The following is a 24,834-nucleotide window of genomic DNA, read 5'->3' on the forward strand; positions in this document are numbered from 1 at the left end:
TCCGACAGACGCTTCCTACAGTAAGGCTCTGGTGATAAACGGTGTCAAGTTGCAGGCCGCAGTGAATAGGTCTTCAGCTGCGCCGCGAACTCGTGCAGCGACTGGATCCCGCTGGCTTCCGCTTCGTGCACCCAGTCCTTGATCGCCGCCAGCATGTCATGGCCGTTGGAACTGGTGCGAGCCCAGATCTGCTGCAATGCGAGGCGCTTCTCATAAATCGTCTGCAGCGCCTGGCTGTGCTCGAACATGCCTTGGATGCGCAGGTGATGACGGTCGTTCAGCAGGCTGGTCTCGCGAGACAGCAAGCGCTTGGCGCGGCGGAATTTCTGCCGTACCGACTCGTCGACCCTGGACAGCTCCTGTTGCACCAGCGGCCCGATCACCAACTTGCGGTACTGCGCCATGATCTGAAAGCGGTTGTTGAGGATGGCCATGGCGGTGTCCATGTCCAGGCTGCCCTTGCCCTCGACGCGGTGGGCGATCGGCGCAGTGCGCTGGACCTTGGCCAGGCGCAGGGCGCTGAACAGCTTGATCCAGGCCCAGCCCATGTCGAACTCCCATTTCTTGACCGACAGCTTGGCCGAATTGGGGTAGGTGTGATGGTTGTTGTGCAGCTCTTCGCCGCCAACGATGATGCCCCACGGCACCAGGTTAGTGGCGGCGTCGCGGCATTCGAAATTGCGATAGCCGACCGCGTGGCCGAGGCCGTTGATCACCCCGGCAGCCCAGAATGGAATCCACATCATCTGGATCGCCCACACGGTGATACCGATGACCCCGAACAGCAGCAGGTCGATCACCGCCATGAGGGCCACGCCGCCCAGGGCATAGCGCGAGTAGAGGTTACGCTCGATCCAGTCTTCGGGGCAGTTCTTGCCATAGATGCGCAGGGTCTCGGCGTTCTCGGCCTCGGCCCTGTAGAGCTCGGCGCCGGTGCGCAGCACGGTGCCCAGGCCCTTGATGACCGGGCTGTGCGGATCATCCACGGTTTCGCATTTGGCGTGGTGCTTGCGATGGATGGCGGTCCACTCGCGGGTGTTCTGCGCCGTGGTCAGCCACAGCCAGAAACGGAAGAAATGCTTGAGCCCCGCGTTCAGTTCCAGAGCGCGGTGGGCGGAATAGCGATGCAGATAGATGGTGACCGCAACAATGGTCACGTGGGTCATCAACAGGGTGACGGCTACCAGCTGCCAGGCTGAGAGGTCGAGAAAACCGTTGTACCACATAGGCTGGGAGGCCCTCTTGAAGTGTAGAAACTTGTGCCAGTGTGTCGGACTTTTCCCACAGTCCTTGTAGGAGGTGTTGCATGAACACCGCGCATTATTACTGAGCGCATGTGAAAAACCAGTCGGCGTTCCGGTAACGCTCGGCTAAATCGTCGCAACATGTTTCGTCGAGGAGGCGCTTTCGCTCCGGCGTAGTCCGAGACTCAGCGGATTCCAACTGTTTGAGCGTCAATCCGGCGTCTTTTGCGGTCCCCGGCCATGACATCGAGCAAGTTATGGGCCAGAACCGCCGACGTTCCCGCCCACTCATCACGCTTCCATGCTCCCATGCTCCCATGCTCCCATTCGTAGTACCGAGCTTGCGCGGGAACGGCGCCGGCCCGATTCCCGATCCGGCCCGGTCCCGAGGAGGCCAATAAGCCTCCTTCTCTTTGAGTTATATGAACATTCTTAAATAGTATTTTCAGGAATATGTCTGCATCACTACTATTGCGCTCAGCCCCCCCTTATATGCCAAGGAGCACGACCCATGAGCGCATCTCTGCGTAGCGTTGACGGACAGGACGAAGCCACCATTCTGCGCGAAATCCAGAGTGCGCTGCGCGATCTGCGCTTCGGCGCTGTGGAAATCACCGTGCATAACGCCCAGGTGGTACAGATCGAACGCAAGGAGAAATTCCGTTTGCAGAACCCGGGCAACAAGCCCAGCTGACAGCGCACCTGCGCACCAGTCATAAGAAAAAATACGCCATCAGGAGCTTCAACCCATGTCCATCCGCCGTTATGCGCTGGCTGCCCTCGCCAGTGCGGTATTTGCCGGTTCCGCTGTTGCCAAGGACTACGAACTGCTCAACGTGTCCTATGACCCGACCCGTGAGCTGTATCAGGACTACAACGCCGAGTTCATCAACTTCTGGAAGACCAACCACCCTGGCGACACCGTCAAGGTGCAGCAGTCTCACGGCGGTTCGGGCAAGCAGGGCCGTGCGGTGATCGACGGCCTGCGCGCCGACGTGGTGACCCTGGCGCTGGCCGGCGACATCGATGAAATCGCCAAGCTCGGCAAGACTCTGCCGGAGAACTGGCAGACTCGCCTGCCGGACGCCAGCACACCCTACACCTCGACCATCGTCTTCCTGGTGCGCAAGGGCAACCCCAAGGGCATCAAGGACTGGGGCGACCTGATCAAGCCGGACGTTTCGGTGATCACCCCCAACCCGAAAACCTCCGGCGGCGCGCGCTGGAACTTCCTCGCGGCCTGGGCCTATGGCCTGAAACAAGGCGGCGGTGACGAAGCCAAGGCCAAGGAATACGTGCAGACGCTGTTCAAGCACGTGCCTGTGCTGGACACCGGTGCGCGCGGCTCGACCATCACCTTCGTCAACAACGGCCAAGGCGACGTGTTGCTGGCCTGGGAAAACGAAGCCTACCTGGCGCTCAAGGAAGACGGCGGCAAGGACAAGTTCGACATCGTCGTGCCTTCCGTGTCGATCCTCGCCGAGCCGCCGGTGGCGGTGGTGGACAAGAACGCCGAGAAGAAGGGCAACGAGGAAATCGCCAAGGCCTACCTGGAACATTTGTACAGCAAGCCGGGCCAGGTGATCGCGGCGAAAAACTTCTACCGCCCGCGTGACAAGGACGTGGCCGCCGAATACGCCAAGCAGTTCCAGGAAGTGAAAACCCTGACCACTATCGACAAGGACTTCGGCGGCTGGAAAACTGCCCAACCGAAATTCTTCAATGATGGCGGGGTGTTCGACCAGATCTACCAGGCGCAATAAGCATCGCACCCGCTCCAGGCCCGGAACCCGTTCCGGGCTTTTGCATGTCCAGACCATTTGTTGATCAACAGGGACTTCCATGTCACGTCGTATCTCCCCCGTCATACCCGGCTTCGGGCTGACGCTGGGCTACACAGTGGTGTACCTCAGCCTGATTGTGCTTATCCCGCTGGGGGCGATGTTCGTTCACGCCGCCCAGCTCACCTGGGAGCAATTCTGGGGCATCGTCACGGCGCCGCGGGTGTTGGCCGCGCTGAAACTGAGCTTCGGCACCGCGCTGATCGCCGCCATCGTCAATGGCATCATCGGCACCCTGCTGGCCTGGGTGCTGGTGCGCTACCGCTTCCCGGGGCGCAAGATCATCGATGCGATGATCGACCTGCCGTTTGCCTTGCCGACAGCCGTCGCAGGCATTGCCCTGACCGCGCTGTACACGCCGACCGGGCTGGTTGGACGCTTCGCCGCCGACCTCGGTTTCAAGATCGCCTACACCCCCCTGGGTATCACTCTGGCGCTGACCTTCGTGACCCTGCCGTTCGTGGTGCGCACCGTGCAACCGGTGCTGGCCGATATTCCGCGCGAGGTCGAGGAAGCCGCTGCCTGCCTCGGCGCGAAGCCCTTGCAGGTGTTCCGGCATATTCTTGCGCCGGCGCTGTTTCCAGCCTGGCTGACCGGTTTTGCCCTGGCCTTCGCTCGTGGTGTCGGCGAGTATGGCTCGGTGATCTTCATCGCCGGCAACATGCCGATGAAGACCGAGATCCTGCCGCTGCTGATCATGGTCAAGCTGGACCAATACGACTACACCGGCGCTACCGCCATCGGCGTGCTGATGCTGGTGGTTTCCTTCATTCTGCTGCTGCTGATCAACTTGTTGCAGCGGCGCATCGAAACCCCTTGAAGGAGGCGTCGAACATGTCTGGTCCTTCATCCAATGCAGCCCTCGCCGCCAACGCGGCGCGCCGTGGCAGTGTCGTTTCCCGACGCATCCTCATCGGCCTGGGCTGGCTGGTGTTCTTTCTGTTTCTGCTGTTGCCGCTGTTCATCGTGGTGTCCCAAGGCCTGAGCCAGGGCCTGGGGGCGTTCTTCAATGCCATCCTCGAGCCTGATGCGCTGTCGGCACTCAAGTTGACCGTGATCGCCGTGGTCATCTCGGTGCCGCTCAACGTGTTGTTCGGGGTGAGCGCCGCGTGGTGCGTGAGCAAGTACTCGTTTCGCGGCAAGAGCATCCTGGTCACCTTGATCGACCTGCCGTTCTCGGTGTCGCCGGTGATCGCCGGCCTGGTCTACGTGCTGATGTTCGGTGCCCAGGGGCTATTCGGCCCCTGGTTGCAGGACCACGACATCCAGATCGTCTTCGCCCTGCCAGGCATCGTGCTGGCGACCATCTTTGTCACCGTACCCTTCGTGGCGCGCGAGCTGATCCCGCTGATGCAGGAGCAGGGTACCCAGGAAGAGGAAGCGGCACGGCTGCTGGGCGCCAACGGCTGGCAGATGTTCTGGTACGTCACCCTGCCCAACATCAAGTGGGGGCTGATCTATGGGGTGGTGCTCTGCACGGCGCGGGCCATGGGCGAGTTCGGCGCCGTATCGGTGGTGTCCGGGCACATCCGTGGCGTGACCAACACGCTGCCGCTGCATGTCGAGATTCTCTACAACGAATATAACCACGTGGCGGCGTTTGCCGTGGCGAGTCTGTTGCTGATCCTGGCGCTCTTCATCCTGCTGCTCAAGCAGTGGAGCGAGAACCGTATTAACCGACTGCGCGCCGGCGCGGCGGAGGACTGATTCATGTCGATCGAAGTGCGTAACGTCAGCAAGAATTTCAATGCCTTCAAGGCGCTCAACAGCATCAATCTGGACATCCAGAGTGGCGAGTTGGTCGCACTGCTGGGGCCGTCCGGCTGTGGCAAGACCACCCTGCTGCGGATCATCGCCGGGCTGGAAACGCCGGACGCCGGCAATATCGTGTTTCATGGCGAGGACGTCTCCGGGCACGACGTGCGCCACCGCAACGTCGGTTTCGTGTTCCAGCACTACGCCCTGTTCCGCCACATGACGGTGTTCGACAACGTCGCCTTCGGCCTGCGCATGAAGCCCAAGGGCGAGCGTCCGAACGAGACGCGCATCGCCGAGAAGGTCCATGAGCTGCTGAACATGGTGCAGCTCGACTGGCTGGCCGACCGCTACCCCGAACAGCTGTCCGGTGGCCAGCGTCAGCGCATCGCCCTGGCCCGCGCGCTGGCTGTCGAGCCCAAGGTGCTGCTGCTGGACGAGCCGTTTGGCGCCCTCGATGCCAAGGTGCGCAAGGAGCTGCGGCGCTGGCTGGCGCGCCTGCACGAGGACATCAACCTGACCTCGGTGTTCGTCACCCACGACCAGGAGGAGGCCATGGAAGTGGCCGATCGGATCGTGGTGATGAACAAGGGCGTGATCGAGCAGATCGGCTCACCGGGCGAGGTGTACGAGAACCCGGCCAGCGACTTCGTCTATCATTTTCTGGGTGACTCGAACCGCCTGCACCTGGGCGAAGACCATCACGTGATGTTCCGTCCCCATGAGGTCTCGTTGTCGCGCTCGGAGTTCGAGGAGCACCATGCGGCAGTGGTGCGCGACATTCGTCCGCTGGGGGCGACCACGCGCATCACCCTCAAGGTCGAGGGCCAGAGCGAGCTGATCGAGGCCGAAGTGGTCAAGGATCACGACGGCCTGGTGGGGCTGGCCAAGGGCGATACCTTGTTCTTCAAGCCCAAGACCCGCTAGACGGCGCAGCGCTGATCGATCTGCTCGCGCAGGTCGCGGCGCCAGCCCAGCAGGAACCCCATCTCCGCCACCACGAACAGCGGCCCGATGATCAGGCCGCTGATGTCGTCGATGAACGCCGGTTTGCGCCCTTCGTAGTAATGGCCAATGAACTGGATCACCCAGCCCACCACGAATGCGCCGACCCCGGCGCCGAGCCACACGGCCGTGGATTGCCCGGCCAGCGCGGCGCCGGCCCACAGGCACAGCGCCAGCATCGCGCTCATCAATACGCCCAGGCGCATATCCAGGCGCAGGTAGAACGCTGCGGCGGCGGCCGCTACCAGCAGCGCCGGCGAGCACCACAAGCCTGCCAGCCATAGCCCGGGGCGGGACAGCAGCACGGCGACGGCCAGCACGATCAGCGGAATGCCGACGAAATGGGTGAGGATGTTGCGCGGGTCGCGGTGATAGGCCGCGTATTGCCCGAGGTGATCGACGAGGGTCTTTTTCATTGTCGTGCCTGCGGCGAAGGGTGTTGATGGAGATGTTGTACCGCCAAAAGCGCCGGTTTTTTACTTGAGAGTTCTTTGATGCTGGTGATTGGCAAGATTGGCGTCCATTACAAGCCGCCACCCCGGGCCTTGCCACAAGCCCCCACCCAAGCCTAGTCTGCGAGGCTATCAAGATGAGGTGTGCGATGCGTCTGCTGGTTGTCGAAGATGATGCCCCCACGGGCGACCTGCTGGCTGCAACGCTGAGGGCGGCCGGCCATGAGGTCGACCTGGCCGACAATGGCCTGGCCGGGCGGCATTTCATCGAGCAGCAGCAATACCAGCTGATCATCCTCGACGTGATGCTGCCGGGTCTCAATGGCTGGCAGTTGCTCAAGCTGATCCGACAGGGGGGCGATACGCCGGTGCTGTTCCTGACTGCCCGTGACTCGCTCGAAGACCGCCTGCGCGGCCTTGAACTGCAGGCCGACGATTACCTGATGAAACCCTTCACTCCAGCTGACCTGCTGGCTCGGGTGCAGACCCTGCTGCGCCGCACTGCGGCCGGCGGGGCCGAGATGCACCGCATCGCCGACCTGGAAATCGACGTGCCGCGCCGTCGGGTCAGCCGTGGAGGGCAGCGCATTGCGCTGGGCGACAGAGAGTTCGACCTGTTGGTGTTGCTGGCCGGTCGCCAGGGCCAGGTAGTGTCCAGCGCCACGATCGCCGCGCTGCTGTGGCAAACCGAAGACGTCGGCCCGATCGAGGTGGCCATCCACCGGCTTCGTGCCAAGGTCGACGAGCGCTACCCGCCCAGATTGATTCACGGCGCGGTGGGCCAGGGTTATTGCCTGCAAGACCCGGCTACAGGTTCGAGCCATTCCTGAACTGGGCGGGTGACAAGCCGGTCCACAGGCGAAACGCTCGGTTGAAGCTGCCGGCATCGGCGAAACCCAGGCGCCGGCCGATCTCGGCCAGGGGCGTGTCGGGTTCGCGCAGGTAGTTGAGCGCGAGGTTTTGGCGGCACTCATCGAGCAGGCTGTCGTAGCGGCAGCCCTCATCGGCCAGGTGCCGCTGCAGGCTGCGCAGGCCGACGTTGAAGCTCGCCGCGATGTCCTCGGCATCGGGTACGCCCAACGGTAGCCGGGCTTCGATGGCCGCACGCACGCGGCGCTCCCAGGTCAGCGGCTGCAACATCCCCAGGGTTTTCTCGACCACCGCCTCGGTGCCTTGCGCCAGCTCCGGGTTGGCTTCGTCCAGGTGGGCTTCGAAATCGTCAAGGGCGAACTCCAGGCAGTTTTCCACCGCGCCAAAGGCAATCGGTGAGCGGAACAGGTTATGCCAGGGCGAAGGGTCCAGGGGCGGCGGGCGCGTCAGGCTCACGGCCAACGGTGCGTAATGGCGCCCCAGGCGGCTGCGGCAGGTGCGCAGGCAGGTCGCGGCCAGTGCGTCGATGGCCTCGGCGGCAGGGGCGGCGCTTGCTTCCCGGGTGTTCAGGCAAAAGGTGTAGCGGTCTTCCAGGCGCTGCAGGCTGGGGGTGAGGGCATCGCCGACCACCTGGTGATGGCGCACGATTCGTTCGAAGACCTCGCGCAGATTGTCGCTGGCCACCAGGCCGTAGCCCAGGCCGTGGAAGGTGCTCGGGCTGACGAAGCGCGACACCCGCAGGCCGATCGCCGGATCGCCACTGGCCTGTACCGCCAGTTGCCACAAGCGTGTCGTCGCTGCCAGGGGATGGCAGGCATTGGTCTCGTCCAACAGCGGCTGCTCGATGCCCGCATTGGCGCACAGCGCCGCGCTGTCCAGCCCGAGCGCATCCAGTTGGCGGCGCAAGGCATGGGTCCAACTGGCCAGGGTCGTTACTTCACTCATGCTGCCCTCCTGGCATGGCTGCTCGTCTCATTGGCGCCCGATTCACTGTCACGCAAGCGACAAGCAAGAATGAGATCATGCGGGGTTGTTCTGCAAGTGCCGCCAGACTGAATGCAGGCTGATAATTGCTATATATTCATTTAAAGAATTACCAAATAGCTTCTTATTCCTTAACGGATATATACCTCGCCTTTATACTTTGCCCCTGAGCAGCGCCTGATCCAAACAGGCTGGAGGTGAAGCCATGGGCAACGAATCGATCCGCTATCTGATAGTGCCAGGCTGGCATGGCTCGCCGGCCGAGCACTGGCAAAGCCACTGGCAAGCCAGCTTGCCCAATGGCGCGCGTGTCGAACAGGCCGACTGGTCGACGCCTCTGCGCAGCGACTGGGTCGAGGCGCTGGAGCAGGCGGTGGCGGCGCAGGCGGGCCCGGTGATACTGATCGCCCACAGCCTGGGTTGCATCGCTGTGGCGCATTGGGCCGCCCAGGCGCCGGTGGCCTTGCTGCGCCGAGTGCGCGGGGCCTTGCTGGTGGCACCGGCGGATGTCGAGCGCCCGGCGTGCCCGCAGGCGCTGCGCAACTTTGCCCCGATCCCGCGCCAGTTGCTGCCGTTTCCCAGCCAAGTGGTCAGTTCCGACAACGACCCGGCTGTCAGCGCGCCGCGGGCGCTGGAGCTGGCCCGTGACTGGGGCGCCGAGGCCGGCATTCTCGCTGGCGCCGGACATATCAACGTCAAATCCGGGCATCAGCGCTGGGAGCAGGGCTTCGCCTACCTGTACCGCCTGCAACGCCAGCTGGAACACGGCGCCTTGCAGCGCGCCTGATGCCATGGTCGCGTCCGGGCCATGAATAACGAGCGAGTAGCGTCAACGCCGCACGGTGGCGTTGGCGGGAGTGTGTGATGAGTATCGACGAGTTTTTCAGCCAGCCGCTGCTGACCTTTCCCGACGCCGAGAAGAGCCCGCTGAGCATCCGCGCCAAGGCGCTGGTGTTCGTCGACCCGCGCTCGCGGCGGTTGCGCGAGCAGCTGGAAGATCTGGCGCCACGACGCCTGCCTATTCTGATTCGCGGCGAGACCGGCACCGGCAAGGAGCTGCTGGCCCGGCAGATTCACCGGGCCAGCGACCGCGGCGGGTTGTTCGTGTCGGTCAACTGCGGCGCCATCAGTCCGACCTATGCCGACGCCGAGCTGTTCGGCTACAGCGCCGGCGCCCATGCCGGGGCCGCGAGCAGTCGGGCCGGCTGGTTCGGTTCGGCGAATGGCGGCACCTTGTACCTGGACGAAATCGCCGACCTGCCGCTGAGCATCCAGGTCAAGCTGCTGGCGGCGCTGGAAAACCACGAAGTGTTTCGCGTCGGCGCGCCGCAGCCCAGCCCGGTGGACGTGCGGTTGGTGGCGGCGACCAGCATCGATCTGGGCCAGGCCGTTGCGGCAGGGCGTTTCGACGAGCGCTTGCTGCATTATCTGGATGAAGGTCAACTGGTGCTGCCGGCCTTGCGTGAACGCACCGGCGACATCCTCTCGCTGGCCGAGTACTTCATCGGCATTTACAGCCAGCGCCTGGGGCTGGCGGTACCACTGCTCAGCGAAGCGGCGCAGCAGGTGCTGGAAGCGCACTACTGGCCGGGCAATACCCGCGAGCTGGAAAACGTCATTCACTTCGCGCTGCTGGTCAGCACGGGCGAGCAGATTCTGCCGCAGCACCTGAACCTGCTACCGAGCATCGACCCACTGGAGGAGATCCAGCGCCAGATCAAACGCTTGGCGCTGCAGGGCGGCGATGTCGACTGGGGTGCCCTGCAGCAGCTGTTGGAGGGGGCTCGCGAGGGCTTGGCGGCAGAGTGAAAAAGATTATAAGCAGCGAAGTAAAAGATATTGTCTAGTAATAAATAAACTCGGTATCTTCCGCTTCACGCCGGCAGCTCTCCAAGACCGGCACCTATCTGGATCAAGGACTTAGCATGAAAAAGGCTCTGCTGTTCACTGCTCTCGCCGCAGCCCTCACTGCTGGTATCGCCAACGCCGCTGAAAAGCTGGTGGTGGCTGCCACGCCGATCCCCCACGCCGAAATTCTCGAGCTGATCAAGCCGACCCTGGCCAAGGAAGGCGTGGACCTGGAAATCAAGGTCTTCACCGACTACGTGCAACCCAACGTACAAGTGGCCGAGAAGCGTCTGGATGCCAACTACTTCCAGACCAAGCCATACCTGGACAATTTCAACAAGGGCAAAGGCACCAATCTGGTGACGGTGGTGGGCGTGCACGTCGAACCTTTCGGTGGCTACTCGAAGAAGTACAAGTCGCTGGCTGAGCTGCCGGACGGCGCCACCGTGGCCATTCCCAACGAAGGCAGCAACAGCGGCCGCGCCCTGCTGCTTCTGCAAAAGGCCGGCCTGCTGACCCTGAAGGATCCGAGCAACGCCCTGGCCACCCCGAAAGACATCGCCACCAACCCCAAGCACCTGAAGTTCAAGGAGCTTGAGTCGGCCATGTTGCCACGCGTGCTGGACCAGGTTGACCTGGACCTGATCAACACCAACTACGCGCTGGAAGCCAAGCTCAACCCGGCCAAGGATGCATTGGTGATCGAAGGTTCCGATTCGCCGTACGTCAACTTCCTGGTTGCCCGCCCGGACAACAAGGACAGCGACGCCATCAAGAAACTGGCTGCCGCGCTGACCAGCCCGGAAGTGAAGGCGTTCATCGCCAAGAAATATGAAGGCGCGGTGCTGCCGGCGTTCTGATTGATTTGTGTGCGTGAGGTGTTGACGCCGACGGCTTGAAAAAGCGTCGGCGTTTTTTTTGCGGGGAGTCATCGAGGGTGGCCGAGGCGCGGATCACTTCAAGAGCACCATGCCATAGAGCATCAACAGTGCGAAGCCGGCGGTGACCAGCAGCGGTATGACCACTGAGGTGCTCTGGGCATTCTCACGCTCGATGCATCGATCCACTTCATCTGCGTATTCCTGGACTTTTCTGTTCATTTCCTTGATGTATTCTCGGTCCATGTCGTGTTCCCTCAAAGGAAATCCATCAGCATTCTGATCACTGCGGTGATCGACGCGACCCAAACGGCTCCGATTCCATAGGGATACAGATTGAAGTCCCGTACGAGCTTTCGGCGCTCGGCGTAAATCTTGTGTCTCTCTGCGTTCAGCTTGTGAGCCTCAGCCCAGAGCTTTTTCAGTTCTGCCTCTTCACGATCCGGGTTGTTCACCTCTGCCTCCATGCCACTGGACTTTGTTACGCTGCCCTCCTGGCTGCGCAGACTTCGAAGTATACTCCCGGCCCACAAGGAACCCGTGTCTGCCCCGGCAGTCGCATTAACTCTAAATATTACAAGTGCGCGCAAAGGAGATTGCATGGCGGCGAGGCTATGGATGTGGGCAGGATTGTCGATCCTGCTGGCAGGTTGCGACAAGCCGGCGCCGTCGTCGCCCGAGCGTCCGCGTGTGCAGGTTCAGCAGGTGCAGGCCAGCCAGTTCGCCGCTGCAGTGAATCTGACAGGCGACATCCAGGCGCGGGTGCAGACCCAATTGTCGTTCCGCGTCGGCGGCAAGATCATCGAGCGCAAGGTCGATGTCGGCGACCGCATCAGTGCCCAGCAAGTGCTCGCACGGCTGGACCCCAAAGACCTGCAGACCAGCCTCGACTCGGCCAAGGCGGCGGTCATCGCCGAGCAAGCGCGCGTGACACAGACCAGCGCGGCCTTCGTCCGCCAGCAAAAACTGCTGCCCAAGGGCTACACCAGCCAGAGTGAATACGATTCGGCGCAGGCCGCCTTGCGTGGCGCGCAGAGTGCCCTGGCCGCTGCCCAGGCGCAGCAAGCCAATGCCCGCGAACAACTGAGCTATACCGCCCTGGTCGCCGAAGCGCCCGGGGTGATCACCGCGCGCCAGGCCGAAGTCGGCCAGGTGGTGCAAGCCACCGCGCCGGTGTTCGGCCTGGCCCGCGACGGCGATCGCGATGCGGTGTTCAACGTCTATGAATCGCTGTTCGTCAAACCGGTCGAAGACCAGCCTGTGACCGTCAGCCTGCTCGACGACCCGAGCATCAAGGTGGTCGGCAAGGTGCGCGAAGTCACCCCGGCGGTCTCGGCGCAGAGCGGCACCCTGCAGGTCAAGATCACCCTGGAGAAGCTGCCGCCGGGCATGCGCCTTGGCTCGGTGGTCAGCGCGTCGCTGGATGCACCCTCGAGTAGCAGCGTCGAGCTGCCCTGGGCGGCGCTGACCAAGGACCTGTCGAAAACCGGCGTACCGGCCGACAGCGCCGTATGGGTGCTGCAAGGCGATCGCACGCAGCTGCGCAAGGTCAAGGTGCTGCGCTACCTGACCGGCAAGGTCATCATCGGCGATGGCCTGCAGGCAGGCGATCAGGTGGTCGTCGCCGGCGGCCAGTTGCTGCATCCCGACATGCAGGTGGAAGTGGTCAAGGAGGCCGGCCAATGAAGCGCTGTTCGTTGCTGTTCATCGGGCTGCTGGCCGCCTGCTCGAAAGAAGCGCCGCCGCCCGAGCCGGTACGCCCTGTGCTGTCGGTCGCTGTCAAGGCCGAAGAGGTCGAACAGCTGGGCCGCTACGCTGGCAACATCGAGGCGCGCTACGAGAGCACCCTCGGTTTTCGCGTGTCCGGGCGCGTCGCGCGGCGCCTGCTGGACGTCGGCGACTCGGTGGGCAAGGACCAGCTGCTGGCTGTGCTCGACCCTACCGACCAGCAGAACCAGCTACGCGCCAGCCAGGGCGACCTGGCCCGGGTCGAGGCGCAGTGGATCAACGCCCAGGCCAATGCACGCCGCCAGCAGGAGTTGTTCGACCGCGGCGTCGGCGCCCAGGCCGGGCTGGATGTCGCCGTCACTGACCTGAAAACCGCTGCGGCCTCGCGCGACCAGGCTCGCGCCGCAGTCGACCAGGCCCGCGACCAGCTCAACTACGCCGAGCTGCGCGCCGACCACGCCGCCGTCATCACCCGCTGGCAGATCGAAGCCGGGCAGGTGGTCACCGCCGGCCAGCAGGTGGTGACCCTGGCTCGTCCGGACGTCAAGGAGGCGGTGATCGACCTGCCTGCCGCCGTCGCCGAGCACCTGCCGGCCGACGTCCAGTTCATGGTCGCCAGCCAGCTGGCGCCCGAGGTGCGCACTCCTGCCAGCGTGCGTGAGCTCGAGCCCCAGGCCGACAGCGCCACCCGCACTCGTCGGGCGCGCCTGACCCTGGCGCAGACGCCCGAGGCGTTTCGCCTGGGCACGGCCATCAGCGTCACCCTGACCTCGGCGATCGAGCCGCGCATCACCTTGCCGGCCACGGTGCTGCAGGAGGTCGACGGCAAGACGCGCATCTGGATCGTCGACAGCCAGGCGCAAACCGTGTCACCGCGTGACGTCAGCGTGCTGGCACGCAGCGACACCAGTGTGGTGCTGGCTGCCGGTGTGAAAGCCGGTGAGCGTGTCGTCAGCGCCGGCGTGAACAGCCTCAAGCCTGGCCAGAAAGTCAAAGTCGACGAGGAACAACGCTGATGAAAGGGAGTTTCAACCTGTCCGACTGGGCCCTCAAGCACCAGTCGTTCGTCTGGTACCTGATGTTCGTCGCCTTGCTGATGGGGGTGTTTTCCTACCTCAACCTGGGGCGCGAGGAAGACCCGAAATTCACCATCAAGACCATGGTCATCCAGACCCGCTGGCCCGGTGCGACCCAGGAGGAAACCCTCAAGCAGGTCACCGACCGCATCGAGAAGAAGCTCGAGGAACTCGACTCGCTGGACTACGTGAAAAGCTACACCCGCCCAGGCGAGTCCACGGTTTTCGTCTACCTGCGTGACACCACCAACGCCAAGGCCATCCCGCAGATCTGGTACCAGGTACGCAAAAAGATCGACGACATTCGCGGCCAGTTTCCCCAGGGCCTGCAAGGGCCGGCGTTCAACGACGAGTTCGGTGACGTGTTCGGCTCGATCTACGCCTTCACCGGTGACGGCCTGAGCATGCGCCAGCTGCGCGACTACGTCGAACAGGTGCGCGCCGAGATCCGGGCGGTGCCGGGGCTGGGCAAGGTGCAGATGATCGGCCAGCAGGACGAGGTGATCTACCTCAACTTCTCCACGCGCAAACTGGCGGCCCTGGGCCTGGACCAGCAGCAGGTGGTAGCCAGCCTGCAATCGCAGAACGCGGTGACTCCGGCCGGGGTCATCGAGGCCGGGCCCGAGCGCATCACCGTGCGCACCAGCGGTCAGTTCGCCTCCGAGCAGGACCTCAAGAACGTCAACCTGCGTCTCAACGATCGCTTCTACCGGCTGGCCGATATCGCCGACATCAGCCGCGGCTACACCGATCCACCGGCACCGATGTTCCGCTTCAACGGCCACGACGCCATCGGCCTGGCGATTGCCATGAAGGACGGTGGCAACATCCAGGACTTTGGCAAGGCGCTGCATGCGCGCATGGACGCGTTGACCGCCGACCTGCCGATCGGGGTTGGCGTGCACAGCGTCTCGGACCAGGCCGAAGTGGTGCAGAAGGCCGTAGGCGGCTTCACCAGCGCGCTGTTCGAGGCGGTGGTGATCGTGCTCATCGTCAGTTTCATCAGCCTCGGCATCCGCGCCGGGCTGGTGGTGGCCTGCTCCATTCCGCTGGTGCTGGCGCTGGTCTTCGTGTTCATGGAGTACAGCGGCATCACCATGCAGCGCATCTCGCTGGGCGCGTTGATCATCGCCCTGGGTCTGCTGGTGGACGATGCGATGATCACCGTGGAAATGATGGTGACCCGCCTGGAGCTGGGCGAAACCCGGCAGCAGGCGGCCACCTTCGCCTATCACTCCACCGCCTTCCCGATGCTCACCGGCACCCTGGTGACGGTGGCCGGGTTTACCCCCATCGGCCTCAATGCCAGCTCGGCGGGGGAGTACACCTTCACCCTGTTCGCGGTGATCGCCGTGGCCATGCTGGTGTCCTGGGTGGTGGCGGTGCTGTTCGCGCCGGTGCTGGGCGTGCACATCCTCAGCGAAAAGCTGAAGAAGAAGGACGACCACACACCGGGGCCTATGGAGCGCGCCGCCAACGGCGCCATGCTGTTCGCCATGCACCACCGCTGGCTGACCATCGGTGTGACCCTGCTGCTGTTCGGCCTCTCGGTGTTCGGCATGAAGTTCGTGCAGAACCAGTTCTTTCCGTCCTCCGACCGCCCGGAAATTCTGGTCGACCTCAACCTGCCGCAGAACGCCTCGATCTACGAGACGCGCAGGGCCGTCGACCGCCTCGAGGCGACCCTCAAGGACGACCCGGATATCGCACGCTGGAGCACCTACATCGGCGAGGGAGCGATCCGCTTCTATCTGCCTCTCGACCAGCAGCTGGAAAACCCGTACTACGCCCAGCTGGTGATCGTCAGCAAGAGCCTGGAACAGCGCGCTGCCCTCACCGAGCGCTTGCGCAAGCGCCTGCGCGACGATTTCGTCGGCCTGGGCACCTACGTCCAGCCGCTGGAAATGGGCCCGCCGGTAGGCCGACCGATCCAGTACCGGGTCAGCGGCAAGGACATCGATCAGGTGCGCAGGCACGCCATCGAGCTGGCCACCCTGCTCGACAGCAACGCGCACATCGGCGACATGATCTACGACTGGAACGAACCGGGCAAAGTGCTGCGCATCGACATCGCCCAGGACAAGGCACGCCAGCTGGGGCTGTCGTCCGAAGACGTGGCCAAGCTGATGAACAGCATCGTCAGTGGCGCCGCAGTGACCCAGGTCAACGACGACATCTATCTGGTCAACGTGGTCGGCCGTGCCGAAGATCTGGAGCGCAACTCGCCGGATACCCTGCAGAACCTGCAGATCGTCAACTCCAGCGGCGTGTCGATCCCGTTGCTGGCTTTCGCCACGGTGCGCTACGAGCTGGAGCAGCCACTGGTCTGGCGCCGTGACCGGCGGCCGACCATCACCTTGAAGGCGGCGGTGCGCGACGAGATCCAGCCCACCGACCTGGTCACCGAGCTCAAGCCGCAGATCGACAAGTTCGCCGCCGGCCTGCCCACTGGCTACAAGGTCGCCACCGGCGGTACCGTGGAGGAGAGCGGCAAGGCCCAAGGGCCAATCGCCAAGGTGGTGCCGCTGATGCTGTTTCTGATGGCGACGTTCCTGATGATCCAGCTGCACAGCGTGCAGAAGATGTTCCTGGTGGCCAGCGTCGCGCCGCTGGGCCTGATCGGCGTGGTCCTGGCGCTGGTGCCCACGGGGACGCCCATGGGCTTCGTGGCGATCCTGGGGATCCTCGCGCTGATCGGCATCATCATCCGCAACTCGGTGATTCTGGTGACCCAGATCGATATCTACGAGCGCGACGGTTACCTGCCATGGGATGCGGTCGTCGAGGCGACCCGGCACCGTCGCCGGCCGATCCTGCTGACCGCGGCCGCAGCCAGCCTGGGCATGATTCCGATCGCCCGCGAAGTATTCTGGGGACCGATGGCCTACGCAATGATCGGCGGGATCGTCATCGCCACCTTGCTGACCCTCTTGTTCCTGCCGGCGCTGTACGTGGCCTGGTATCGCATCAAGGAGCCAACACAAAGGTAGGAAATTTCCCACACGGATTAGGGACCGGTCCGGCATCCCCTGCCCTGGGGAAACAGTAGCCTTGGCGGCTTCTCAATATCAGGAGCGGGCCGCCATGCGCCTGTTTGCCGTCAGTCTGCTAGTCCTCTGCCTGCTCAGCCCCTGGGCAGGTGCCGCCGTCCTGCAAAACGGGCATTGGCGGGTCGATGTTCATCCTGCCACCTTGGCCATCAGTGTCACCCCTGCCGGCGAGGCACCGGTGCAGGCCTCGGCGGGTGTCGCCGCGCACCGCGTGTCGGTGCTGCTCGCCGAGCCTGCGCGCTTGTCCTGGCAGTGGGATGACGGTGCGTTCCACCTCGAAGCGCGCCTGCAGGAGCGCGAATTGCTGCTGTCGGTCCGCGCCCGCGAGGCGGGTGAGCTGGCCTTGCTCAAGCAGCCCGGCAGTGCCATGGGCAAAGGCCTGCTGTGGCCCCTGGCCGAGGGACACTATGTGCCGCGCGGCGACTCGATCTGGCGCGACTACCTGCTGGCCGAAGGCGAGCTGAACACCACCCAGGACCTCAGCCTGCCGCTGTGGGGCAGCGACCACGGGCGCTTCAGCCTGCACTGGTTGCTGACCACGCCGTGGAACAATCGCCTGCGCCTGGCTGCCGACGGCGACGCCCTGGCCATCGAGCTCAGTCACACCTATACGCGCATCCAGCCCGACGCGCCGATGACCTGGCGCCTGTACCTGGGTGATGCCAATCCCCTGGCCGGCGCCCAGCGCTACCGCGAGTGGCTGTTGGAGCAAGGGCAATACCAGACCCTGGAAGACAAATGGACCGCCGCCCCTGAAGGTCGCAAGCTGCTCGGCGCCACCCATGCGTACCTCTGGGGCACCGGCCTGCTCGGCAGCGCCGACGTGCGCGACTGGCAGCAGCTGCTGACGATACTGCGCAGCGAGCGAGCGCTGCCCCGGCGCTTGCGCGGGCGCCTGGACGGCTACAGCCTGGAGCTGCTGCAGGGCAGTGCGGCGGCGCCGCATGAGCGCCAGGCCTTGCTGCGGGGGCTGAATGCGGCGCTCAACAGCGTCGCACGGGACAGCTGGCAGGGCGCTCACGAGCCTGACATGCGAGTGCTGGCCCATGCCTATTCGGCCCTGCGCAAGGAGGTGGCCGGCGAGTTTGCCGCTGCCCTCTCGCCGCTCACCGAGCAGTGGGGCGATGGCTTGTCGCTGCGCACCCTGGAGCGGCTGGGCGCCAGTGGCCTGCAAGGCCTGTCGCTGGTCCTCGGCGACTCCTGGGAGGGCGGCCTGTGGCATCCGCACGTGGTGCGCGCGGCCGTGGCGGCCGGCTACCTGATCGGCCCGTACGACTCCTACGAAACTGCCCTGGCGCCCGGCGACAACCCGGACTGGACCAGCGCGCATTTCGGCCAGGCGGTGCATGAGCGCTGCGCGCTGATCAACGAAGACGGCCAGTCAAGGCCCGGCTTCATGCAGAACGGGCACTACACCGACCCCCACTGCATGCAGCCCCTGTTGCACAAGCGGGTGACGGCCATTCAGGCCCAGGCCGGCTTCAACGCCTGGTTCCTCGACGCCGCCGCAGCGGGCATGGTCTACGATAGCTATCGGCCGGGTGCCCTGCTGACCCAGGCGCAGAATGCCGAAGGGCACCAGCAGTTGGCCGACTGGTTGAGCGCGCAGGGCCTGGCGCTGGGGTCGGAGGACGGTAATGCGGTAACCTCGCGCAGCATCCAGTATGCCCACGGCATGCAGACCCCGGTGCTCGGCTGGGGCGATCAGGACCTGATGAAGAATCGCAGCTCGCCGTTCTTCCTCGGGGCCTGGTATCCACCGGAGGAGCCGGCGATCTTTTTCAGGCAGGTGGCGCTGAAGGAGCCGTATCGCACCCTGCACTTCGCCCCGCAGACCCGCTTGCCGCTGTACCAGGCGGTGTATCACGGCTCGATCATCACCAGCCACCACTGGAATTTCGACAACCTCAAGCTGAGCAACGTGCGCGCCGAAAACGAGCTGACGCAGCTGCTCTACAACGTGGCACCGCTGTATCACCTCAACAGTGCCACCCTGAGCCGGCGCCTGCCGATCATGGCCCGGCACGCGCAGTTCTTCCGGCCCTTGCACCAGGCCCTGGCGACCCAACCGCTGCTGGCATTCGACTGGCTGTCCGAAGATCGCCTGGTGCAGCAGACCACCTTTGCCGATGGTTCGCGGCTGCTGGCCAACTTTGCTCGCGAACCGCGCAGCATTCAGGGTCACGCCCTGGCAGGGCAGAGCCTGTTGGCGCTGCTGGCCGATGGCAGCATTCGGACCTACCGCGCCGAGGCCGCGTCAGGCACGGCGCCAGACGCTGGCTAGCCAGGGCTGCTGTTCGCGCGGCAGGCCGGCGGGGCGGTAGTAGTGTTCCAGCTCGACGAAGCCGGCGGCCGTGAGCAGCACTCGCCAGTTTTCCAGGTCGTGCCAGGCGCCATAGCGCGCGCCTTTCCAGCCTTCGCGGTTGTCGCCGCGCGGGTTGGAGCTGAACAGCACGCCACCCGGTTTCAGGGTGGCATGCAACTGACCCAGGACCCGTGGCAGTTCCTGGCGCGGGATATGGAACAGCACCGCGTTGGCGAACACGCCGTCGAAGCGTTGGGCGGGCAGGTCGAGGGCGAGGAAGTTCTGCTGCCAGACCTCGCAGCCACTGTCGGCGCGGGCCATTTCGGCAAAGCGTTCGGCGCCGTCCAGGCCCACGGCGACGTGGCCCAGCCGCGTGAAGGTCTGCAGGTCGCGGCCCGGGCCGCAGCCGAAATCAAGAATGGCAAAGGGTGCCGGCACCTGGATATGGCGCAGCAAGGCCTCGATGTTCTGGCTGACATCGTGGTCGCGGGTGCCTTCGCGAAAGCGTTCGGCGGTTTCGTTGTAGTCGGCCAGGGTAGTGGCACTGATCTGTTGCAGGTCTTCGGGCTTGAGTGACATGGCGGGATTTACTTGGTGAGTGACCTGGTGGGTGTTACCGGGTGAGTGACCCGGTGAGCGACCCCGCCAGTCTACAGGGCTCAACGATGGTCGAGCACCTTGGCCAGGCGGTCGCCGCCCAACTGGATCACCGCCACCAGTGCCACCAGCAATACGATCACGGTCAGCATCACCTGGGTATCGAAGCGCTGGTAGCCGTAGCGGTAGGCGATGTCGCCCAGCCCGCCCGCACCGATCGCCCCGGCCATGGCCGACGAGTTGATCATGGTCACCAGGGTGATGGTGAAGCCGCCGACGATTCCCGGGCGCGCTTCAGGCAACAGCACGTGCCAGACGATGTGCCAGCGCCGGCAGCCCATGGCCTGGGCCGCTTCGATGAGGCCATGGTCGACCTCGCGCAGGCTGACCTCGGCGATGCGCGCAAAGAACGGCGTGGCCGCCAGGGTCAGCGGCACCACGGCGGCCCACACCCCATAGGTGGTGCCGACAATCAGCCGGGTGAAGGGGATCAGCGCGACCATGAGGATCAGGAACGGCACCGAGCGGAACAGATTGACGAAGGCGCCCAATGCGCGATTCAGCGCCGGCGCTTCGTAGATGCCGCCCTTGCCGCTGGTGACCAGAATCACCGCCAGCGGGATACCCACCAGCAAGGCGATCAGCGACGACACACCGACCATCAGCAAGGTGTCCAGGGTCCCTTGCCACAAGCGTTCAAGCCACATAACCCAGTTCCTCCACCTGTTGCGCCCATTGTGCGGCGCGTTCCAGCAATTGTTCGCGAGTATGCGGCGAGTTGCGCACGGCGACGATCAGTTGGCCGATGGCATGGTCCTGGATGCGTTCGATGCCGCCGTGCAGCAGGCTGACCCGGCCACCGAGCAGGTTGAACAGCGACGACAGGTCAGGCTCCTGGCCGTTTTTGCCGGTGATGCGCAACGCCAGCACCAGCGCCGCCTCGGGCACGGGCGGCGCCGAGTGCAGGCGCGCCTGCAGCTCGGCGGGCAGGTTGTGTTGCAGCGGCGCGAGCAGGGTGCGGCTGACCTCGTGCTGCGGGTTGCCGAACACTTCCCAGACTGGACCCTGCTCGACGATGCGGCCGCCCTCGAGCACCACCACGCGGTCGCAGATGTCGCGGATCACCGCCATCTCGTGGGTGATCAGGATCACCGTCAGGCCAAGGCGCTGGTTGATGTCGCGCAGCAACTGCAGGATGGCGCCGGTGGTTTCCGGATCCAGCGCCGAAGTGGCTTCGTCGCACAGCAGGATCTGCGGGTCGTGCACCAGCGCGCGGGCAATGCCGACCCGCTGCTTCTGGCCGCCGGACAACTGCGCCGGGTAGGCGTCGCGCTTGTCGGCCAGGCCGACCAGTTCGAGCAATTCGCTGACCTTGCGCCAGCGCTCCGCCTGACCGACCCCGGCCACCTTGAGCGGTAGTTCGACGTTCTGCCACACGGTCTTGGCCGACATCAGGTTGAAGTGCTGGAAGATCATGCCGATGCTGCGGCGCAGCTGCACCAGGCGGTCCTCGTCGAAGTCGCCGATGTCGACCTGATCGATCAGTACGCGGCCGACGCTGGGATTCTCCAGGCGGTTGATGGCGCGCAGCAGCGACGACTTGCCCGCGCCGCTGCGGCCAATGATGCCGAAGATCTCGCCACGCTGGATGGTCAGGTCGATGCCCTGCAGGGCCTGTACGGCGCCCTGCTGACCCTGGTATGTCTTGCCCACGCCGATCAGCCTGACGTGCGCCTGGGCGAGTTCCGGGCGCAATTGCAGGTGCTCGGCCGGTCGCTGCGGGGCGCCCGCGAGGCTGTCCAGATGGCGTTGCGGATTGGCTAGGGTCATGGCGTCATTCCTTCCAGCCGACCTGGTAGAGCTTGCCGTTGACCTGATCCAGCGAGGCGCGCACCACGGGCGAGTGCTGGTAGATATCGATGAATCTGGCCAGGCGCGGATCGTCCTTCTTCGACGGCTGAATCACGAACTGAATGACGTACTCGGGGTGGTCGAGGCCGTCGAAGAGAATTGCCGAGCCGGCGTCGAAGGTCTTGGCCAGGCGAATGTAGGCCGGGTAGCCCTGCACCAGGTCGGCATCGTCGTAGGCGCGCACCAGTTGCACGGCCTCGACCTGAAGGATCTTCAGCTGCTTGGGGTTGGCGGTGATGTCGTCTTCGGTGGCCTTGTAGCCGACCCCCGGCTTGAGCGTGATCAGCCCGGCCTTGGCCAGCAGTTGCAGGCCGCGACCGCTGTTGATCGGGTCGTTGGCGATGGCCACGGTGGCGCCCTTGGGCAGCTCGTCGAAGCTTTTGTACTTCTTCGAATACAGCCCGACGTTATTGATGATCCCTGGCGCGTAAGGCACCAGGTCGAAGCCGGCGGCGGCCTTGGCGTTCTCCAGGAACGGAATGTGCTGGAAATAGTTCACGTCGATGTCACCCGCCGCCAGGCTGACGTTGGGTGCGATCCAGTCGGTGAACTCCACCAGCTGCACCTTCAGGCCCTGTTTGTCGGCTTCGGCGACTGCCGCTTCCAGCGGGATGGCGAAAGCGGCGGTGGTGCCGACCTTCAAAGGCGCATCGGCGGCCTGGGCGCCGGTGATCAGGCCGAGGCCGAGCAGGGCGGCAAGTACGAGGTGCTTGGTCATGAGGCGGATCCTTGGCGGTAATGGGCGCCGGTATGTTCGGCGGGCAGGCGTGGGCCTTGTTGGAACAGCTTTTCGCGCAGGGTGCCGGGGGCGTACGCGGTCTTGTACGAGCCGCGGGCCTGGAGCACCGGGATCACCAGGTCGATGAAGTCGGCGTAGCTTTCCGGGGTTACGGTTCGGGCGAGGTTGAAGCCATCCAGGCCAGTCTCGGCGATCCAGCTTTCCAGTTCGTCGGCGACCTGTTCCGGGTTGCCGATCAGGGTGATGTAGCGACCGCCCAGGGCGTGCTGGGCGAGTAGCTTGCGGCGGGTGAAGTCGTTGTTCTGCAGCACCCGGGTGGCCGATTCGATGGCGTTGCTCTTGACGTGCTGGATCGGCTCGTCGAGCCCGTAGGTGGAGAAGTCGATGGCGGTGGAGGCCGAGTAGTGCGCCACGCCGGCCTCTGCACTGGCATAACCGAGGTATTCGGCATGCTTGGCGCGCGCCGCCTGTTCGGTCTCGGCAACGATCACCGTCAGGCCCATGAACACCTTGACCGCCTGCGGGTCGCGCCCGGCGGCCACGGCGCTGGCGCGGACCTTGTCGACCTGGGCCTTGGTCGCAGCCTTGTCCTGGCCGCTGATGAACACGCATTCGGCATGATTGCCGGCGAACTGCAGGCCGCGTGGCGAGCTGCCTGCCTGAAACAGCACCGGCGTGCGCTGCGGCGAAGGCTCGCAGAGGTGGTAGCCCTCGACCTGATAGAACTCGCCCTGATGCTGGACCTTGTGCACTTTCTCAGGGTGAGCGTAAACCCGCGCAAGCTTGTCGTCGGCCACCGCGTCGTCTTCCCAGCTGCCCTCCCAGAGCTTGTACAGCACTTGCAGGTATTCGTCGGCCTGGTCATAGCGGCGGTCGTGGGCAACCTGCTCGCGCAGGCCCATGGCGCGGGCGGCGCTGTCCAGGTAGCCGGTGACGATGTTCCAGCCGACCCGGCCGCGGCTCAGGTGGTCGAGGGTCGACATGCGCCGGGCGAACAGGTAGGGCGTCTCGTAGCTGAGGTTGGCGGTCAGGCCGAAGCCCAGGTGGCGAGTCACCGCGGCCATGGCCGAGACCAGCAGCAGCGGGTCGTTGACCGGCAGCTGGATGGACTCGCGCAAAGTCACGTCGACGTTGCCCTCGTACACGTCGTAGACGCCGACGATGTCGGCGATGAACAGGCCGTCGAACAGGCCGCGCTCCAGCAGCCGGGCCAGCTCGGTCCAGTATTCCAGGGTCTTGTACTGGCTGGAGGTGTCGCGTGGGTGGGTCCACAGGCCATGGTTGATATGGCCGACGCAGTTCATGTTGAAGGCATTGAGGAGAATCTGCTTCTTGCTCATCAGATCGTGCCTCGCAACGGCGGGTTCTGTTGGTTGAGGTAGTAGTTACCGATGGCGTGGTACTTCCAGCGCACCGGGTCGTGCAGGGTGTGCACCCGGGCGTTGCGCCAGTGGCGGTCGAGGCCGTGCTCGGCCAGGGTGGCCTGGGCGCCCGCCAGCTCGAACAGGGCGCTGCCGGCGGCCAGGGATATCTCGGTGCTGATCGCCCGAGCCTCGGCCACGGCAATCGATGCGGCGGCTACTCGCGCGGCGCTGCTGTCGGCCTGGGCGGCGTCGAGCACCTCGCCGGCACGCTCCAGCAGCGCTTCGGCGGCGTGCAGGCGGATACTCAACCGGCCCAAGGTGTTGAGCGTCAGTGGGTCGTCGACCGCGCGTTCATGGCCGGAGTCGATCCACGGTCGGGTGCGCGTGCGCACGAATTGCAGGGTGTCTTCCAGGGCGGCGCGGGCGATGCCGGTGTCGATGGCGGCGTGGAGAATCTGCGCCAGCGGGCCCACCGTGGTCGGCCGTTCGAAGGCGCTCTGGAAAGGGATGACGTCTTGCGCCGCGACCCAGGCGTTGGCGAAGACCACCGAACCACTGCCGGTGGTGCGCTGGCCGAAGCCGCTCCAGTCGTCGATGACCTGCACGCCGGGGCTGTCGGCGCGCACGAAGGCCAGCTGCTGGCGACCCTCGGCGTCCACCACCGAGGTGGGGATGCGCTGGGCGTAGAGCGCGCCGGTGGAGTAGAACTTGCGCCCGTCGATGCGAAAGCCGTCGCCGTCGGCGGTCAGCCGTGTGGTGCGATCGTGGGCGGTGCGGGTGCCGCGCTCGGCCAGGGCGTTGCCCAGGCGCTGGCCGGCCAGCACTTCGGCATACAGCCGCTGTTGCTGGGCCTGGCTGCCGTTCACCCGCAGCACTTCGAGGGCGTAGTAGTGGTTCTGCGGAATCTGCCCCAGCGAAGCGTCGGCGCTGGCGATGCGCCGAACCACCTCGGCCAGGGTCACATTGGACACCCCGGCGCCGCCGAACGCCTTGGGCACCGTGATGCCCCACAGGCCCGAAGCGCTGAAGGCCGCCAGCTCGGCGAACGGCAGGCGCCGCTCGCGGTCGCGCAGGGCGCTGTCGGTGCGCAGCCGCTCGGCCAGTTCGGCGGCGGCCTGCAAGGCGTGGGAATCATTGCGGATCAGCGCGACAGGGCCCTGATCGATGGAATTGTCTGTCATGACCTC

24 protein-coding genes are annotated in these 24,834 nt (G+C 64.7%); 13 read left to right on the forward strand and 11 right to left on the reverse strand.

The features are described from left to right. Positions 1-44 precede the first annotated feature (44 nt). A complete protein-coding gene (gene desA, locus SFA35_RS01555; protein WP_320574450.1) occupies positions 45-1,226 on the reverse strand; it encodes a delta-9 fatty acid desaturase DesA in 1,182 nt (393 codons plus the stop codon). Between the two features lie 529 nt (positions 1,227-1,755). Here desA and oscA point away from each other — a divergent pair. The 5 genes from oscA (at position 1,756) to SFA35_RS01580 (ending at position 5,767) form a co-directional block, all read left to right on the forward strand. Next, complete coding sequence (oscA, locus tag SFA35_RS01560; RefSeq protein ID WP_007941032.1) at positions 1,756-1,938, forward strand: sulfur starvation response protein OscA; 183 nt, start codon at positions 1,756-1,758, stop codon at positions 1,936-1,938. 55 nt (positions 1,939-1,993) lie between these two features. After that, complete coding sequence (locus SFA35_RS01565; RefSeq protein ID WP_320574480.1) at positions 1,994-3,007, forward strand: sulfate ABC transporter substrate-binding protein; 1,014 nt, start codon at positions 1,994-1,996, stop codon at positions 3,005-3,007. Between the two features lie 79 nt (positions 3,008-3,086). Continuing rightward, positions 3,087-3,905 carry a sulfate ABC transporter permease subunit CysT gene (gene cysT / locus SFA35_RS01570; protein ID WP_320574482.1) on the forward strand — a complete coding sequence of 273 codons (819 nt, stop codon included), beginning with the start codon at positions 3,087-3,089 and terminating at the stop codon, positions 3,903-3,905. Positions 3,906-3,919: 14 nt separating this feature from the next. Further along, a complete protein-coding gene (cysW, locus tag SFA35_RS01575) occupies positions 3,920-4,792 on the forward strand; it encodes a sulfate ABC transporter permease subunit CysW (protein ID WP_320574484.1) in 873 nt (290 codons plus the stop codon). Positions 4,793-4,795: 3 nt separating this feature from the next. Next, complete coding sequence (locus SFA35_RS01580; RefSeq protein ID WP_320574486.1) at positions 4,796-5,767, forward strand: sulfate ABC transporter ATP-binding protein; 972 nt, start codon at positions 4,796-4,798, stop codon at positions 5,765-5,767. Here the strand turns inward: SFA35_RS01580 and SFA35_RS01585 are convergent. Next, complete coding sequence (locus SFA35_RS01585; protein ID WP_320574488.1) at positions 5,764-6,261, reverse strand: DUF962 domain-containing protein; 498 nt, start codon at positions 6,259-6,261, stop codon at positions 5,764-5,766. The genes SFA35_RS01580 and SFA35_RS01585 overlap by 4 nt on opposite strands. 185 nt (positions 6,262-6,446) lie before the next feature. On the opposite strand from SFA35_RS01585, the gene SFA35_RS01590 reads away from it, so the two are divergent. Further along, on the forward strand, positions 6,447-7,127 hold the full coding sequence (locus SFA35_RS01590; RefSeq protein ID WP_320574491.1) for a response regulator: 681 nt from the start codon (positions 6,447-6,449) through the stop codon (positions 7,125-7,127). Here SFA35_RS01590 and SFA35_RS01595 read toward each other — a convergent pair. Beyond that, positions 7,105-8,112 (reverse strand): AraC family transcriptional regulator, encoded by a 1,008-nt coding sequence (locus SFA35_RS01595; RefSeq protein WP_320574493.1) that lies wholly within the window; start codon positions 8,110-8,112, stop codon positions 7,105-7,107. The two genes, SFA35_RS01590 and SFA35_RS01595, sit on opposite strands and share 23 nt — an antisense overlap. Positions 8,113-8,356: 244 nt before the next feature. Between SFA35_RS01595 and SFA35_RS01600 the strand changes: the two genes are divergently transcribed. From SFA35_RS01600 to SFA35_RS01610, 3 genes are all read left to right on the forward strand, one after another. Then, positions 8,357-8,938, forward strand: a complete 582-nt coding sequence (locus SFA35_RS01600; protein WP_320574495.1) for an alpha/beta hydrolase — start codon at positions 8,357-8,359, stop codon at positions 8,936-8,938. A gap of 77 nt (positions 8,939-9,015) precedes the next feature. Next, positions 9,016-9,960, forward strand: coding sequence for a sigma 54-interacting transcriptional regulator (locus SFA35_RS01605; protein ID WP_320574497.1), 945 nt, complete (start codon positions 9,016-9,018; stop codon positions 9,958-9,960). A 116-nt stretch (positions 9,961-10,076) separates the two neighbouring features. Further along, positions 10,077-10,859, forward strand: a complete 783-nt coding sequence (locus tag SFA35_RS01610; RefSeq protein ID WP_320574499.1) for a MetQ/NlpA family ABC transporter substrate-binding protein — start codon at positions 10,077-10,079, stop codon at positions 10,857-10,859. Positions 10,860-10,952: 93 nt separating this feature from the next. On the opposite strand, the gene SFA35_RS01615 is transcribed toward SFA35_RS01610, so the two are convergent. Both SFA35_RS01615 and SFA35_RS01620 read right to left on the reverse strand, forming a co-directional pair. After that, the gene (locus SFA35_RS01615) at positions 10,953-11,123 is read right to left on the reverse strand and encodes a hypothetical protein (protein WP_320574501.1); all 171 of its coding nucleotides are present in this window, start codon (positions 11,121-11,123) and stop codon (positions 10,953-10,955) included. Positions 11,124-11,134: 11 nt separating this feature from the next. Next, complete coding sequence (locus SFA35_RS01620) at positions 11,135-11,332, reverse strand: hypothetical protein (RefSeq protein WP_320574502.1); 198 nt, start codon at positions 11,330-11,332, stop codon at positions 11,135-11,137. A gap of 145 nt (positions 11,333-11,477) precedes the next feature. Here SFA35_RS01620 and SFA35_RS01625 point away from each other — a divergent pair, with 145 nt between their 5' ends. From SFA35_RS01625 to SFA35_RS01640, 4 genes are all read left to right on the forward strand, one after another. Further along, positions 11,478-12,563, forward strand: a complete 1,086-nt coding sequence (locus SFA35_RS01625) for an efflux RND transporter periplasmic adaptor subunit (protein ID WP_320574503.1) — start codon at positions 11,478-11,480, stop codon at positions 12,561-12,563. Further along, a complete protein-coding gene (locus SFA35_RS01630) occupies positions 12,560-13,621 on the forward strand; it encodes an efflux RND transporter periplasmic adaptor subunit (protein WP_320574505.1) in 1,062 nt (353 codons plus the stop codon). Before SFA35_RS01625 ends, SFA35_RS01630 begins: the two co-directional genes overlap by 4 nt. Then, on the forward strand, positions 13,621-16,671 hold the full coding sequence (locus tag SFA35_RS01635; protein WP_320574507.1) for an efflux RND transporter permease subunit: 3,051 nt from the start codon (positions 13,621-13,623) through the stop codon (positions 16,669-16,671). The genes SFA35_RS01630 and SFA35_RS01635 overlap by 1 nt, the downstream gene beginning before the upstream one ends. 94 nt (positions 16,672-16,765) lie before the next feature. Further along, positions 16,766-19,015 (forward strand): glycoside hydrolase, encoded by a 2,250-nt coding sequence (locus tag SFA35_RS01640; RefSeq protein ID WP_320574509.1) that lies wholly within the window; start codon positions 16,766-16,768, stop codon positions 19,013-19,015. Here the strand turns inward: SFA35_RS01640 and SFA35_RS01645 are convergent. From SFA35_RS01645 to SFA35_RS01670, 6 genes are all read right to left on the reverse strand, one after another. Further along, on the reverse strand, positions 18,989-19,615 hold the full coding sequence (locus SFA35_RS01645; protein ID WP_320574512.1) for a class I SAM-dependent methyltransferase: 627 nt from the start codon (positions 19,613-19,615) through the stop codon (positions 18,989-18,991). The two genes, SFA35_RS01640 and SFA35_RS01645, sit on opposite strands and share 27 nt — an antisense overlap. An 80-nt stretch (positions 19,616-19,695) precedes the next feature. Continuing rightward, positions 19,696-20,340: a methionine ABC transporter permease gene (locus SFA35_RS01650; RefSeq protein ID WP_320574514.1), complete on the reverse strand. Its 645-nt coding sequence runs from the start codon at positions 20,338-20,340 to the stop codon at positions 19,696-19,698. Continuing rightward, positions 20,330-21,463, reverse strand: coding sequence for a methionine ABC transporter ATP-binding protein (locus SFA35_RS01655; protein WP_320574517.1), 1,134 nt, complete (start codon positions 21,461-21,463; stop codon positions 20,330-20,332). Before SFA35_RS01655 ends, SFA35_RS01650 begins: the two co-directional genes overlap by 11 nt. A 4-nt stretch (positions 21,464-21,467) precedes the next feature. Then, entirely contained in the window at positions 21,468-22,262 is a 795-nt protein-coding gene (locus tag SFA35_RS01660; protein WP_320574519.1) for a MetQ/NlpA family ABC transporter substrate-binding protein, read from the reverse strand. Beyond that, entirely contained in the window at positions 22,259-23,623 is a 1,365-nt protein-coding gene (locus tag SFA35_RS01665) for an LLM class flavin-dependent oxidoreductase (protein ID WP_320574520.1), read from the reverse strand. The genes SFA35_RS01660 and SFA35_RS01665 overlap by 4 nt, the downstream gene beginning before the upstream one ends. Next, a complete protein-coding gene (locus tag SFA35_RS01670) occupies positions 23,623-24,828 on the reverse strand; it encodes an SfnB family sulfur acquisition oxidoreductase (protein ID WP_320574522.1) in 1,206 nt (401 codons plus the stop codon). The genes SFA35_RS01665 and SFA35_RS01670 overlap by 1 nt, the downstream gene beginning before the upstream one ends. Positions 24,829-24,834 lie beyond the last annotated feature (6 nt).

Origin of the sequence: Pseudomonas sp. HR96, assembly GCF_034059295.1 — a bacterium.
Classification (GTDB): Bacteria; Pseudomonadota; Gammaproteobacteria; order Pseudomonadales; family Pseudomonadaceae; genus Aquipseudomonas.

Coding starts and splice junctions, on each gene's coding strand:
- desA (WP_320574450.1), bottom strand. CDS start 1,226: ATGTGGTACAACGGTTTTCTCGACCTCTCAGCCTGGCAGCTGGTAGCC.
- oscA (WP_007941032.1), top strand. CDS start 1,756: ATGAGCGCATCTCTGCGTAGCGTTGACGGACAGGACGAAGCCACCATT.
- SFA35_RS01565 (WP_320574480.1), top strand. CDS start 1,994: ATGTCCATCCGCCGTTATGCGCTGGCTGCCCTCGCCAGTGCGGTATTT.
- cysT (WP_320574482.1), top strand. CDS start 3,087: ATGTCACGTCGTATCTCCCCCGTCATACCCGGCTTCGGGCTGACGCTG.
- cysW (WP_320574484.1), top strand. CDS start 3,920: ATGTCTGGTCCTTCATCCAATGCAGCCCTCGCCGCCAACGCGGCGCGC.
- SFA35_RS01580 (WP_320574486.1), top strand. CDS start 4,796: ATGTCGATCGAAGTGCGTAACGTCAGCAAGAATTTCAATGCCTTCAAG.
- SFA35_RS01585 (WP_320574488.1), bottom strand. CDS start 6,261: ATGAAAAAGACCCTCGTCGATCACCTCGGGCAATACGCGGCCTATCAC.
- SFA35_RS01590 (WP_320574491.1), top strand. CDS start 6,447: ATGCGTCTGCTGGTTGTCGAAGATGATGCCCCCACGGGCGACCTGCTG.
- SFA35_RS01595 (WP_320574493.1), bottom strand. CDS start 8,112: ATGAGTGAAGTAACGACCCTGGCCAGTTGGACCCATGCCTTGCGCCGC.
- SFA35_RS01600 (WP_320574495.1), top strand. CDS start 8,357: ATGGGCAACGAATCGATCCGCTATCTGATAGTGCCAGGCTGGCATGGC.
- SFA35_RS01605 (WP_320574497.1), top strand. CDS start 9,016: ATGAGTATCGACGAGTTTTTCAGCCAGCCGCTGCTGACCTTTCCCGAC.
- SFA35_RS01610 (WP_320574499.1), top strand. CDS start 10,077: ATGAAAAAGGCTCTGCTGTTCACTGCTCTCGCCGCAGCCCTCACTGCT.
- SFA35_RS01615 (WP_320574501.1), bottom strand. CDS start 11,123: ATGGACCGAGAATACATCAAGGAAATGAACAGAAAAGTCCAGGAATAC.
- SFA35_RS01625 (WP_320574503.1), top strand. CDS start 11,478: ATGGCGGCGAGGCTATGGATGTGGGCAGGATTGTCGATCCTGCTGGCA.
- SFA35_RS01630 (WP_320574505.1), top strand. CDS start 12,560: ATGAAGCGCTGTTCGTTGCTGTTCATCGGGCTGCTGGCCGCCTGCTCG.
- SFA35_RS01635 (WP_320574507.1), top strand. CDS start 13,621: ATGAAAGGGAGTTTCAACCTGTCCGACTGGGCCCTCAAGCACCAGTCG.
- SFA35_RS01640 (WP_320574509.1), top strand. CDS start 16,766: ATGCGCCTGTTTGCCGTCAGTCTGCTAGTCCTCTGCCTGCTCAGCCCC.
- SFA35_RS01645 (WP_320574512.1), bottom strand. CDS start 19,615: ATGTCACTCAAGCCCGAAGACCTGCAACAGATCAGTGCCACTACCCTG.
- SFA35_RS01650 (WP_320574514.1), bottom strand. CDS start 20,340: ATGTGGCTTGAACGCTTGTGGCAAGGGACCCTGGACACCTTGCTGATG.
- SFA35_RS01655 (WP_320574517.1), bottom strand. CDS start 21,463: ATGACCCTAGCCAATCCGCAACGCCATCTGGACAGCCTCGCGGGCGCC.
- SFA35_RS01660 (WP_320574519.1), bottom strand. CDS start 22,262: ATGACCAAGCACCTCGTACTTGCCGCCCTGCTCGGCCTCGGCCTGATC.
- SFA35_RS01665 (WP_320574520.1), bottom strand. CDS start 23,623: ATGAGCAAGAAGCAGATTCTCCTCAATGCCTTCAACATGAACTGCGTC.
- SFA35_RS01670 (WP_320574522.1), bottom strand. CDS start 24,828: ATGACAGACAATTCCATCGATCAGGGCCCTGTCGCGCTGATCCGCAAT.